2 protein-coding genes are annotated in these 14,467 nt (G+C 62.6%); one reads left to right on the plus strand and one right to left on the minus strand.

Annotation, left to right across the window (positions count from 1 at the left end; translation table 11 throughout):
- The first annotated feature begins 30 nt into the window (after window positions 1-30).
- Window positions 31-2,466: a TonB-dependent siderophore receptor gene (locus tag AACY30_RS00480; RefSeq protein ID WP_339467296.1), complete on the plus strand. Its 2,436-nt coding sequence runs from the start codon at window positions 31-33 to the stop codon at window positions 2,464-2,466.
- Between the two features lie 143 nt (window positions 2,467-2,609).
- Here AACY30_RS00480 and AACY30_RS00485 read toward each other — a convergent pair whose 3' ends face one another.
- On the minus strand, window positions 2,610-14,465 hold the full coding sequence (locus AACY30_RS00485; RefSeq protein ID WP_339539376.1) for a non-ribosomal peptide synthase/polyketide synthase: 11,856 nt from the start codon (window positions 14,463-14,465) through the stop codon (window positions 2,610-2,612).
- Window positions 14,466-14,467 lie beyond the last annotated feature (2 nt).

Raw genomic sequence — 14,467 nt, forward strand, 5'->3', positions numbered from 1 at the left:
CCCACTTAAAATATAGAAGAGAAACCATCCATGTCAGCACGACTCGGTCTCAGCCCACTGAGCAAAGCGCTAACCAGGGCCCTGAACATCAACCTCCTGCCGAGCGCGCTTGCCCTAGCGGTATCGCTGCCGGTTGCCGGCTATGTGCAGGCACAGGAGATCGAGTTGGATATTCCAGCACAGGCACTGGGGAGTGCACTGCAGGAATTCGGCCGCCAGGCCAACCTGCAGGTGCTGTACAGCCCGACCGACGTGGCGGGAAAAAACAGCACGGCGATCAAAGGCAAATTGGATCCGCAGCAGGCGATCAACACCATGCTGGCAGGCACTTCGACCACCCATAGCCTCAGTGGCAACGCGCTGACCGTTACCGCCGCCGGCGCGTCCGCCGGGCTGGAATTGAGTCCGACCCAAGTGACCGGCAACGTGCTGGGCAACATCACCGAGGGCTCCGGCTCCTACACGCCGGGCACCATTGCCACGGCCACGCGGCTGACCCTGACCCCGCGGGAAACCCCGCAGTCGATCACGGTGATTACCCGCCAACATATCGAGGACTTCGGTCTCAACAACGTCGATGACGTCATGCGCCACACGCCTGGCATCACCGTATCGGCCTATGACACCGACCGTACCAACTATTACTCGCGTGGGTTCCCGGTCAACAGTTTCCAGTACGACGGTATTCCGTCCACCGTGCGCAACGTCGGCTACTCGGCGGGGAACACCCTCAGCGACATGGCGATCTACGACCGCGTCGAAGTGCTCAAGGGTGCCACAGGCCTGCTCAACGGCGCCGGCTCCCTGGGCGCGACCATCAACTTGATCCGCAAGAAGCCGACGTCGGAATTCAAGGGCCATGTGCAATTGGGCGCCGGCTCCTGGGACAACTATCGCAGCGAAGTGGATGTGAGCGGTCCGTTGACCGATAGCGGCAATGTCCGGGGCCGTGCAGTGGCGGCGTACCAGGACAAAAAATCCTTCATGGACCATTACTCGCGCAAGACCGAAACCTACTACGGCATTACCGAGTTTGACCTGTCCCCCGACACCATGTTGACCGTCGGCTTCGACTATCAGGACAACATTCCGAAAGGCTCCAGCTGGTCCGGTTCGTTCCCGTTGGTCAACTCCAACGGCAGCATCAACAAGATGCCACGCTCCTACAACAACGGCGCCACCTGGAGCTCCTGGGAACAGAACACCCGCACCGCCTTTGCCATGCTTGAGCATGATATGGGTGACGGCTGGGTCACCAAATTCCAGCTCGACCACAAGATCAACAGCTACCATGCTGACCTTGGTTCGATCCAGTTTGTCCAGCCGGCAGCCGATGGCACCGCCGAGGTCAACGGTCAGAAATACACCGGCGAAACCAAAAGCACCTCCGCCGACCTCTACGCCACCGGGCCTTTCAGCCTGTTTGGCCGCGAACATGAACTGGTGGTGGGCGGCTCGATCGGCACGTCGCGCTGGCAAGGCAAGGGGTACTGGTCGCCGGAATGGCCAGGCGGCAACAAAGTCGATTTCTACAACTGGAATGGCCATATCGCCAAGCCGATCTACGGCCCTGTCCAGCAATACATTGACGATACCATCCGCCAGACCGGCTACTACATGACCACACGCTTGAACGTGATGGATGACCTGCACGTGATCCTCGGTGGTCGCGTCGCCAACTACCACGTCACCGGTATCAACCCTTCCTACAAGGAAACCGGCCGGTTCGTGCCGTATGCCGGCGTGATCTACGACCTGAACGACAATCTCTCGGTCTACACCAGCTACACCGATATCTTCCAACCCCAGGAAAGCACGTACAAAGACCGCAACCAGACGTTGCTGGAACCGGACGAAGGCCAAAACTACGAGCTGGGCCTGAAGGGCGAGTTTCTCGACGGTCGCTTGAACACCAGCATTGCCTACTTCGAAGTGCATGAAGACAACCGTGCCATCCCGGACGATGCCTATAACAACCAGACTCCTTCCCCGCAAAACTATGCGTTCAAGAGCTCCAAGGCCGTCACCAAGGGTTACGAAGCAGAAATCTCAGGTGAGCTGGCGCCCGGCTGGCAAGTACAAGGCGGTTACACCCACAAGATCGTGCGGGACGCAGACGACAAGAAGATCTCCACCTTCGAACCTGAGCACCAGGTCAACCTGAACACCACTTACAAACTCAAGGGCGATCTCGACAAGTTCACCATCGGTGGCGGCCTGCGCTGGCAGAGCAAGGGTTGGAATGAAATCTACAACTCGCAGCTCAACACCAACCAGGACATCACCCAGGAGTCCTATTGGCTGGTGGACTTGATGACCCGCTACCAGGTCACCAAGAACCTCTCGGCGACTGTCAACTTCAACAACATCTTCGACAAGTCCTACTACACCAACGTGGGCTTCTATAACTCGGCCGCTTACGGCGAGCCGCGCAACGTGATGTTCAGCACCCGCTGGGACTTCTGATGTGATGCCTTGATCGCCCTGGCGGCGATCAACCAAAAGCCCGATGGAAGCGCTGCTTTCATCGGGCTTTTTTGTATCCCGCCCTCCCCTGTGGCGAGTGAGCTAGCCCCTCGCCACAGGTTCAGTGTTCATCACTTGAGGTGTTATTCCATGGCGGCCACCAGGCTACGGATGAACTCGGCACTGTCGATGATCCCATCGTGATCAGTCTCGATCACCACTGAACGCTCGACCCGCCCCTGAACAAGGGTGCTTGCCATGTGCTGCTCGATCAGTTCCTTGAACTGCCCGGCGCGGCTCATGGACGCCCACCAGCAACTGACCGGGGCCCTGATCGGCTTGAAGTCCGCCGCCGACAGACGCTCACTGAGCGCGCGGTCGACCTCCCAGGAAATCTGCGCCTCATTGCCACGCAGCAACTCGTCCTTGATACCGGTAAAGGCCTCGCCCAGGGCCTGCTCGGCCCAGGCGATAAACCCTTGCCATTGCCCGGCTTCGTCTTGGGCATCGCGCTGACATTGCTGCCAGGCCGCCTGAATCCGCTCGGCAAACGCCGGGAACATCACGCCTAACAAGGCCGCACGCCGCTCGTTCGCCGAGACTTCACGGTCATCCTCGGTGACGACCGCCTGCCAATAAGGCGTGAGCCACTGCGGCGGCGCGGAGTCGATCCAGCCGACAAATTCGACGTCGCGTCCCGCTTGCTCCAGCACATAGGCGACTTCCATCGCCAGGTTGCCACCCAACGACCAGCCTGCCAGGCGGAAGGCGCCTTGGGGCTGGGCCAACAGGAGTTGCTCGGCATAATCTTCGACCATGGCTTGCCATTCGGGTACTGCTGCACCGTCTTCGGCCAATGCACGGCAAATCACCCCGAACACCGGACGCTGCTCCCGGAGCGCGAGGGCAATCGCGGTGTAGCAATGCACCGAACCGAAGCTTGGGTGGAACATGAACAACGGTGTGCCTTCTGTCTGGCTGTTGAGCTTGACGATCAACGAGCTGCGCGCGTCGCCCTGCAGGCAGTTGACCTGGCCGCGTACGGTCGGGTTAAGCATCAACTGGCTGACGGACAAGCCGACACCGCTGACTTTACGGATACGCTCCTTGAGCATCAGCACCAGCAAGGAGTGACCGCCCAACTCGAAGAAGTTGTCGTTCAGCCCTACGCGCTCGACACCGAGGACATCACGCCAGATCGCCGCGACTTGCTGCTCGATGGCGCTTTGCGGGGCCTGATAAGCGTCCGCGCCTTGCGCCTCCGGTTTAGGCAACGCCTTGCGATCCAGCTTGCCATTGGGGCTCAGCGGCATCTGTGTCAACACCACCCACTGCGCCGGCACCATGTAATCCGGCAACTGCGCAGCCAGGTGCATCGCCACCTGTGCTTTCCAATCCTCGCTCGGCGCCTGCAGCACCAGGTAGCCCACCAGGTGCGTGCCGTCCACGGCGAGCACCGCCGCTTCACGCACACACGCATGCTCCAGCAGGCGGGCCTCGATTTCACCCAACTCGATGCGCAAGCCACGCAGCTTGACCTGGTGATCGATGCGCCCGGCGTACTCGATCACCCCATCGTCGCGATAACGCGCCAGGTCCCCGGTGCGATACAAACGGGTGCCACTGCCGAACGGATCGGTCACAAAGCGTTCGGCGGTCAGCCCCGGCCGACGGTGATAACCACGCGCCAGGCCGACGCCGCCGAGATAGAGTTCACCCAACACGCCAACGGGTGCCGGTTCCAGGTTGCCGTCCAACACGTAGCAGCCCAGGTTGGCAATCGGCCGACCAATCGGCACGGCGTCACCCCCTTCGTCGACGCAGGTCCAGTGGGTCACGTCGATTGCCGCTTCGGTCGGCCCATACAGGTTGTACAAACCGGCACGTGGCAGCTTGGCGAACACCTGTTGCTGGGCATCCACCGGCAACGCTTCACCGCTGCACACAATGCGCTGCAGGCTTTGACACGCGCCGACGCCAGCATCCTGCAAGAAGGCCTGGAGCATGGACGGCACAAAGTGCAACGTAGTGACTTGCTCGGCGTTGATCAGACTCACCAGCCTGGCCGGGTCACGATGGTCGCCCGGCGCTGCCACCACCAGGCGCGCACCGGTCATCAGCGGCCAGAAGAACTCCCACACCGACACATCGAAACTGAACGGCGTCTTCTGCAAGACCGTATCACTGCCGTCCAGGCCATACGCCTGCTGCATCCAGCACAGCCGGTTGGTCAGCGCCGAATGGCGGTTACCCGCACCCTTGGGTTGGCCGGTGGAGCCCGAGGTGTAGATCACATAGGCGAGGTTTTCGCCATCGACGACGACCTGCGGATTCCGCTCGGCGTAGGCCTGCAACCCCTCATCGCCCTGCTCCAGCACCAGGCTGTGCAAGCCCGTTGGAATCGGCAGTTGCTCCAGCAAATGCGCCTGGGTCAACAAGAGCTTCACGTCGCTGTCTTGCAGCATGTAGGCCAATCGATCGCGGGGGTATTCCGGGTCCAGCGGCACATAAGCGCCACCTGCCTTGAGTACAGCCAGCAGGCCAACGACCATTTCAATCGAACGCTCAACCGCCAGCCCCACGAGGACATCCGGCCCCACGCCGGCCGCCATCAGGCGATGCGCCAGGCGGTTTGCCCGGCGGTTAAGCGCGGAGTAACTCAACACCTGCCCGGCAAATACCAGCGCCGGTGCGTCCGGCGTGCGCACCACCTGGGCTTCGATCAACTGATGCACCGCGAGGTGCAGCGGGTAGTCCGTGGCCGTGTCGTTCCAGGCATACAGGACCGTTTCGCGCTCGGAACTGGCCAGCGAAGGCAACGTTGCCAGACGCTGGTCACCGTCCACTGCCAATGCCAATGCCTGCAACACCTGCTGGAAGTGCTCGGCCAACCGTTGGATATGCGCCGCGCTGAATGCCTGGCGGTCGTAATTGAACTCCAGGCCAAGGGTTTCACCGATGCCCAGCAGGACGGTCAACGGGTAATGAGTTTGCTCCAGGCTGTGGACGGCGCCAAACGTGAGCCCCGAAGGTGCGCCCTGCTCCAGCGCTTCGGACACTGGGTAGTTCTCAAACACCAGAATGCTGTCGAACAGCGCCTCGCCACCTAGCCCGGCCCAACGCTGGATCTCGAACAGCGGCGTATGCTCCTGCTCACGCAAGCGCACGTTCTGCGCCTGGATCTGCTGCAGCCACTGGCTGACCGTCATCTGTGCATCCGGCGTGGCCACCACGGGCAAGGTGTTGATGAACAGACCGACTTGTTGTTCGATACCGCGCAATTGCGCCGGACGGCCTGCCATAGTGGCGCCGAACGCCACGGTGGACTGCCCGGTGTGATGCTGCAAAAGCAGCAGCCAGGCGCTTTGCACCAACGTATTGAGGGTGACTTTACTGCGCTGGGCGAAGGCCTTGAGCTGAGCGGTCTGGCTGGCGTCCAGGTTCAGACGATGCTCGCCGTTGACCGCCAGCGCCTCGCTTTGCGCAGCTTGTAGGCCACGGGCCAGGCGGGTTGGCTCTTGCAGGTTGAGCAGTTGCTCTTTCCAGAATGCCTCGCTGACCGACTTGTCCTGTGCCTGCAGCCAGGCAATGTAATCGCGGTAACGCCCGATGGGCACACGCAGCGGTTCACCGGCATAATGTTGCAACACCTCGCCAAACAACTGCGAACCACTCCAGCCGTCCATCAAGATGTGGTGGTTGGTGTAGATCAAGTGATAACGGGACGCCCCCGTACGGACCACCGTCAGGCTCAGCAACGGCGCCTGTTCCAGCACAAACCCCTGGGCCCGCGCCGACTCGGCCAGGCTATCGAGTGCCACACTGCTGTCAGGACGACCTTGCCAGTCCTGCTCGGCAAACGGCATGTGCATCTGCTTGTAGACCACCTGCAAAGGCTGCTCAAGCTCGGTCTGCCAGAGAAAACCGCTGCGCAGGATCTCATGGCGGTCGACCGCCGCCTGCCAGGCCTGGCGGAAGCGCGGTACATCCAGGCCCTCGACATCGATGCGCATCTGGTTGATGTAGTCACCCGAGCCTTCGCCGTAAAGCGATTGGAACAACATGCCTTGCTGCATCGGCGACAGCGGGTAGACGTCTTCGATATCAGCCACCGTCACCGGCAAGCTGTCCAGTTGCGCCTGGGACACGCGCGCCAACGGGAAGTCCGAGGGCGTGACACCCCGGTTGACACCACAGTGCTCGATCAACGCCTTGAGTTCCGCCGCGTAGTCATCCGCCAGGCGCTGTACGGTCGCTTCATCGAACATCTGCTGGCTGAAGCTCCAGTTCAACTTCAATTCGCCGGCGTAGACCTGGCCGTTGATTTCCAACCAGTTACCCAGCGGTGCCCCGGCACTCTGCTCGGAACCACTGCCATCACCGGAGGGGACGAACAAGCCTTCTTGTTCGCCGCCGTCAAAACTGCCGTCGAATTGCCCCAGGTAGTTGAAGGTGATGCGTGGGCGCGGCAGTTCACTCAGGGCCTGTTGAGCCTCGGCATTCCCCAGGTAACGCAGGGCACCAAAGCCCAGGCCCTTGTCGGGAATCGCGCGCAGTTGCTCCTTGATCTGCTTGAGGGAGCCGGCCAACGAATCGGTCGGCATCAGCTTCACCGGGTAGAGGCTGGTGAACCAGCCGACGGTACGGGTCAGGTCGATCTCGCCGAACAGGTCTTCACGGCCATGGCCTTCCAGGCGAATCAACATCGACGCGTCACCGGTCCAGCGCACAACGACGCGCGCCAGCGCGGTCAGCAACAGGTCATTGATCTGGGTGCGGTAAGCACTGGGGGCGTCCTGCAACAGACGCCGCGTGAAGGCCTGATCCAGATGGGTGGTCACACTCAGCGCATGCCGGTTGCTCAAGCTGGCCTTTGGATCGGCCCCCGGCAGGCCGGTGGGGCTGCCTTGCAACTGCGTCTGCCACCAGGCCAGTTCCTGCGCCAGTGCGGCGCTGCGTGCATAGGTTTGCAGACGCTCGGCCCAGGCACGGGTCGCGCTGGTCTTGGCGGGCAACACGACCGTGGCACCTTGGGCAAGCTGACGGTAAGCCGTTTGCAGGTCTTCCAGCAGGATGCGCCAGGACACACCGTCCACCACCAAGTGATGAATCACCAGCAGCAAGCGCTGGGAGCCGTCGGCCAGGTCGACGAGCACTGCACGCAGCAGCGGCCCTTCGCTCAGGTCGAGGCTGCGCTGGGCTTCCTCACCCAGGGCCTCCAACTCTTCGACCGCATTCAAGGTGGTCTGCCACAGGACCTGCTCGGCCTGATGCTGCTGCGGCCCGCGATACGCCGCGCTCCAGCCTGCCGCGCCCTGGACGAATCCGATGCGCAGGGCGTCGTGATGCACGATCAAGGCCTGCAGCGCCGTCACCAGCAGCGGCGCCTGCAACGCCTGGTGTGGCTTTAGCACCACCGACTGGTTCCAGTGGTGACGCTGGGGGACGTCATCGCCAAAAAACGCCTGCTGGACGGGTAGCAACAACAACTCGCCGGTCAATGCCGACTGATCCATCACCACCTCGCCCTCGCCTTCCTGGGCCACGGCCGCCAGGCTCTGGACCGTCTGGTGCTGGAACAGATCCTTGGGCGTGAAGCGCACACCGGCCTGGCGGGCACGGCTGACCACCTGGATAGAGATGATCGAGTCACCACCCAATTCGAAAAAGTTATCGTGCAAACCGACACGTGGCAGACGCAGCACGTCGGACCAGATCGCCGCGATCTTCTGCTCCAGCTCACTCTGTGGCGCCACGTACACCTGCTGCATCTGGCTGACATCCGGGCGCGGCAGCCCCTTGCGGTCGAGCTTGCCGTTCGGCGTCAGCGGCATGCGCTCAAGGAACATCAGGTGCGTGGGCACCATATAGTCCGGCAAACGGGTTTTCAGGGCGCGACGCAAGGCTTCGCGGCAGGTCGACTGCGCCACTGCGTCGTTGACGAGCAAGGGGGCCAGCGGCACCACATAGGCGACCAGTTGCTTGCCGCTCGGCCCTTCCTGGGCCACCACCACGGTTTCGCCGACACTGTCCTGCTCGCGCAGGCGCGCTTCGATCTCGCCCAGTTCAATACGGAAGCCACGGATTTTCACCTGATGGTCGACGCGGCCGAGGTAATCCACCACGCCATCCGGGCGGCCACGGGTCAGGTCGCCGCTGCGATACACACGGCTGCCGGGCTTGCCGAACGGGTCCGGTACGAAGCGCTCGGCGGTCAGGGCCGGACGCTCCAGGTAACCCCGGGCTACGCCCTCGCCGCCCAGGTACAACTCACCGGCTACGCCGATGGGTTGCAGGTTGAGGTGTGCGTCCAGCACGTAGCCGCTGCGATTGCCCAGCATTGTACCGATCGGTGCGTAGACGGCACCGCAGGGATCGCCCTTGCGCGCTTTCCACAGCAACGGCGTGACCACGGTTTCGGTCGGGCCGTAGCCGTTGAACAGGTAAGTCGGCTTGAGCGCGCGCCAGGCCAGGTCGTAGCTGGCCTGGGCCACGGCATCACCGCCAAAGCAGTACACGCGCACCTTCGGTGGGTTGCCGTCACGCTCGGCATGCTCGGCCAACTGTTGCAGGTACACCGGCGGGAAAACCGCCATGGTCACGTTGTGACGGTGCATTTGCTGGTAGGTGTATTCCGGCAGCCACAGGCTGTCATCGCGGATCAACACACTGGCGCCGTTGATCAGCGGGTGCATCCAGCCTTCGTGGGAGCCGTCGAAGGCGAACGACATGAAGTGCAGTTCGCAATCGGCGGGCGAGGTTTCATAGCGCTCGCCGGTGGCAATGATATGGGCTACCAGTGGACCGTGGGACACCGCCACGCCTTTGGGCATACCGGTGGAGCCGGAGGTGTAGATCACGTAGGCCAGGTTGTCGCCATCCAGCGCCACCTCGGGTGCGGTGTCGTCGTCAGTGGACCAGGCTTGCGTCTGGTCCACGGCAAGGGCTTCCAGGCCGTCTGGAGTCGGTAAGCGCTGTTGCACTGCCGAATGGGTCAACAGCAATCGGGCGCGACTGTCCTGCATCATGTACAACAGGCGATCACGCGGGTATTCGATGTCCAGTGGCACGTAGACACCACCGGCTTTCATCACCGCGAGGAACGCCACCATGATCTCGGCGCTGCGCGGCATGGCAATCGCCACGCGCACTTCCGGGCCGACACCACGAGCGATCAGCGCATGGGCCAGGCGGTTGGCCTGGCGGTCCAGCTCGCCGTAAGTCAGCTGTTGCTCGCCAAATTTCACCGCCACCGCCTCAGGGGTTTCCCCTGCACGGTCGGCCACCAACTCGTGGACCAGGCGCTTGGCCGAGAAGCCGGCGTCGCTCTGGTTCCACAGTTGAAGAATCTGTTGCCGTTCGGCGTTGTCCAGCAGGTTTAATTGGCTGATATTCTGCCGTGGATCGGCAACCATGCCTTGCAACAGGTTCTGCCAGTGTCGCGCCATGCGTTGCACGGTACTGGCCTCAAACAGGTCCTGGGCATAGCCGAGCGTCGCCCAGATACCTTCGGTGGATTCCTGGATATCCAGGTCCAAGTCGAAATGCGCCGTCTTGCTTTCCCATTCCAGCCCTTCTACCGAAAGATTCGGCAGTTGCTGCTGAACCTGAGCCTGGCCCACGTCGGTCTGGTGGTTGAACATCACTTGGAACAACGGGTTGTGGCTCAGGCTGCGCTCGGGTTGCAGCGCTTCCACCAGTTGCTCGAAGGGCAGGTCCTGGTGGGCCTGGGCGTCCAGTGCCCGTTGCCGGGCCTGTTGCAACAGTTGCTCGACGCTCATCTGGCCGTGGAGATCGGCCTTGAGCACCTGGGTGTTGACGAAGAAGCCGATCAGACGCTCGGTCTCGCTGCGATTGCGGTTGGCGATCGGCACCCCGACACGGATCTCTTCCTGGCCACTGTAGCGATGCAGCAACGTCTGGAACGAGGCCAATAGCAGCATGAACAAGGTCACGTCCTGCTGCTTGGCCAGGGCCTTGAGGCTTTGGGTCAACGCACCGGGCAGTTCGAATGCCAGGCGCGCGCCACGATGGCTTTGCACAGCCGGACGTGGGTGGTCGAACGGCAACGCCAACACGCTCTGCTCAGCGCCTAGCATGTCGCGCCAATACGCCAGTTGACGGGCCTTCTCGCCCGCCTCCATCCAGTTGCGCTGCCATACGGCGTAGTCGGCGTACTGAATCGGCAGTGCCGGCCATTGCAACACCTGTCCCTGGCTGTAGGCCGCATACAGTTGCACCAGCTCTTCAACCATCAGCTGCATCGACCAGCCATCGGACACGATGTGATGCTGCACCAATACCAATACATGTTCATCAGCGGCGATGCGCAGCAACGAAACCCGCAGCAAAGGCCCTTGTTCCAGATTGAAGGGTTGGGCTATTTCGGCCTCGAACCGCGCCTTGAGCTGTGCTTCCTGCACCTCGGCGTGCGCTATCTGCAACGACAGCTGCGGTGAAATGATTTGAACCGCGCGGTCGCGCTCCTGGCGCAAATGAGTGCGCAGGCTTTCATGTCGGGCCAGCAAGGTATCGAAACTGCGTTGCAGTGCACCCAGGTCAAGCTGCCCTTTCAAACGCAAGGCGCTGGGGATGTGGTACGCGGCGCTTTGCGGCTCCAGTTGCCATAAAAACCACTGGCGCTCCTGGGCGTAGGACAGCGGTAACGGCTGGTCCCGTCCTACCGGCAACAGCGCGGGCGCGGTCGGCGCGCCTGGGGCCTGGGTGGTCAGTGCGGCGACAAACCCCTCCAGGCGCGGCTGCTCGAACAGCAATTTGAGCGGCACTTCGCGCTGCAATGCCTGGCGAATGCGCGAGACCACCTGCATGGCCAGCAGCGAATGCCCGCCCAGTTCGAAGAAGTGGTGGGTCAGGCCCACACGCTCGACGCCAAGAATATCGGCCCAGATCGCCGCAACCTGCTGTTGCAGTGGCGTAATCGGTGCCTGCCAGGCCTGTTGCACCGCACTGCCATCGGGTTTGGGCAGCGCCTGGCGGTCAAGCTTGCCGTTGGGGTTCAACGGCATGCGGTCGAGGAAGATCAGGTGCGCAGGCACCATGTAATCGGGCAGTTGCTCACGCAAGGTGGCCTTGAGCGTTTCGCCCGCCGCCGCATGCTCGGCGGCGGACAACGGCTGGGCTGGCACAAGGTAAGCCACCAACTGGTTGTCGGCCGCCAGCAGGAAGGCTTCGCGCACGGCCTCCTGGGCCAACAGCAGCGCTTCGATCTCACCCAACTCGATTCGGAAACCGCGGATTTTGACCTGATGGTCGACGCGACCGACGTATTCGATCACCCCGTCGGCGCGATAACGCGCCAGGTCACCGGTGCGGTAAAGACGCTCGCCCAGGGTGCTGAACGGGTCGGCGACAAAACGCTCGGCGGTCAGGCTCGGGCGTTGCAGGTAATCACGGGCCAAGCCACTGGCACTGGCAATGTACAGCTCACCCACGGCGCCAACCGGCAACAGGTTAAGGTCACGGTCCAACACATACAGGCCACGCCCCGGCAACGCGCGGCCAATCGGGCTGGCAGTGGCCCCAATCACGGCGTTGTCATCGCTGCAATCGAGCACGCTGGACACCACCGTGGCCTCGGTCGGCCCGTACGTATTGAGCAGCCGTACATGCCCCAGCCCCGCGCGCCGCCACAGCACCGGGCCATCCAGCGGCATCGCTTCGCCGCCGATATGCACCTGGCGCAATGCGCCATAGGGCCGTGGCCCCGCTGCCAGGCAATCCTGCAGGAACAGTTTCCAATAGGCGGTGGGCAAGTCGGCCAGGGTGATGCCTTGGTCGATAATCTGCCGGTACAGGTCAGCGCCGTCCCACAACTGCGGCCCGCGCAACACGACCGTCGCGCCCAGGGTCAGGGCCGGGTACAGCTGCTCGACAAAACCATCGAAGTTCAGGGTCGCGAACTGCAGTACGCGGTCGTCCGCGACCAGGCGCGAATACTCGGCCGCGATACCGGCGAATTCGCTCAATGCCGCATGGCTGATGGCAACGCCTTTTGGCTTGCCGGTGGAGCCGGAGGTGTAGATGACATACGCCAGGCTGCGGGGCTCGAACACGGCAGGCGGGTTGTGCTCGGCACACTGCGCCAACTGCGCGTCGGCCAGGTCGATGTCCAGCGCCGTCAGATCGGGCAGCAATGGCAAGCGGTCGCGCAGGTGGGATTGGGTCAACACCAGTCGCACACCACTGTCATCGAGCATATGCACCAGGCGTTCACGCGGGTATTCAGGGTCAAGCGGCACGTAGGCGCCACCCGCCTTGAGCACGGCCAACAGGCTGACCACCATGGCAAAGGAGCGCTCGACCGCGATCCCCACCAGAACTTCCGGGCCTACGCCCTGGGCGATCAGGTAGTGCGCCAGGCGATTGGCCTGGCGGTTCAGTTCACCGTAGCTGAGCGTTTGCTCATCCAAGGCCAGTGCCTGGCGCGCCGGATGTTCGCGGGCCTGCGCCTCGAACAACTGGTGCACGGCATGCGGTGCGGCGACGGTGGCGGGGGCATTCCAGTCCTTGAGCATCCGCTGTTGTTCGGGTGCATCGAGCATCGACAGCGCGCAAAGACGGCTGCGTGGTGCACTCACTGCCGCCTGGAGCAGGTTCTGCCAATGCTGCGCCAAGCGTTCGATGGTTGCGCTTTCGAACAGGTCGGTGGCGTAGGTCAGCGCCGCCCAGAGGCCTTCGGCGGACTCATGGGTGTCCAGGCTCAGGTCGAAATGCGTGGTCTGGCTCTCCCAATCCAGTTCCGCCACCCGCAGGCCAGGCAATTGCTGGCCATCGCGCCCGCCCTGGGCGTCGGTCTGGTGGTTGAACATCACTTGGAACAGCGGGTTACGGCTCAGGCTGCGTTCAGGTTGCAGCGCCACCACCAATTGTTCAAACGGCAAGTCCTGGTGCGCCTGGGCTTCCAGGGCGCGGCGCTTGGCCTGTTGCAGCAGTTCGGCGAAGCTCATCTGCCCGTCAAGGTCGGCCTTGAGCACTTGGGTGTTGACGAAAAAGCCGATCAGCCGCTCGGTTTCCACGCGGTTGCGGTTGGCATTCGGCACGCCGATGCGGATGTCCGACTGGCTGCTGTAGCGAAACAGCAGGGTCTGGAACGAGGCCAGCAACAGCATGAACGGGGTCACGCCTTCTTGCTGGGCCAGGCGCTTGATACCGGACACCAGGTCCGCCGGCAGATGCACCTGCAAGCTGGCGCCGCGATGGCTTTGCTGCGCCGGGCGCGGATGGTCGAGGGGTAATTCCAGCACCGGTTGCTCACCGCCCAGCAGGTCCTGCCAGTAGGCCAATTGACGGGCCTTCTCCCCGGCTTCCATCCAGCTGCGCTGCCACAGCGCGTAGTCGGCGTAGTGGATCGGCAAGCCCGGCAATTGCACATCCTGGCCTTGGCTGTGCGCGGCGTAGAACTGCACCAGTTCCTCGACCATGACCTGCATCGACCAGCCATCGGAAATAATGTGGTGCTGCACCATCACCAGCACATGCTCGTCTTCGGCCAGTTGCAGCAAGGTCACGCGCAACAACGGCCCCGCCTGCAAATCGAAAGGCCGGGCTATCTCGGCTTCGATGCGCGCCATCAATTGGTGTTCGTCGGCAACGTCCTGCTGTATCTCGATGCGCGCCTCGGGCACTACGTTTTGCAGCAGGCGCTCGCCGTCCTGTACCAGGCGTGTGCGCAGGCTTTCATGGCGGGCCAGCAGGCTGTCGAACGCGCGGTGCAGGGCCGCCAGGTCCAGTCGGCCCTGCAGACGTAGTGCGCCGGGAATATGATAAGTGGCGCTGTCCGGGTCCAGTTGCCAGAGAAACCACTGGCGTTCCTGGGCGTAGGACAGCGGCAGGTGTTGGCCGTCCTCGCGGATCGAGGCAATCGGCAGTTGGGCGAAGCTCATGCCGCGGCTTTGCAGGCGCTGGTAAAACTGCTGGCGCTGTTCCAGAGGCAGGCGAAGAAAGCGCGAAACCAGATCGATGTTAGGGTTGGAAAGCATGG

Source organism: Pseudomonas sp. RA_5y_Pfl1_P24 (assembly GCF_963970945.1).
In the GTDB taxonomy this organism is placed as follows: Bacteria; Pseudomonadota; Gammaproteobacteria; order Pseudomonadales; family Pseudomonadaceae; genus Aquipseudomonas; species Aquipseudomonas tritici.

Excerpts from the sequence above, each read along its gene's own strand:
- AACY30_RS00485 (WP_339539376.1), bottom strand. The coding sequence starts at position 14,465 with ATGCTTTCCAACCCTAACATCGATCTGGTTTCGCGCTTTCTTCGCCTG.
- AACY30_RS00480 (WP_339467296.1), top strand. The coding sequence starts at position 31 with ATGTCAGCACGACTCGGTCTCAGCCCACTGAGCAAAGCGCTAACCAGG.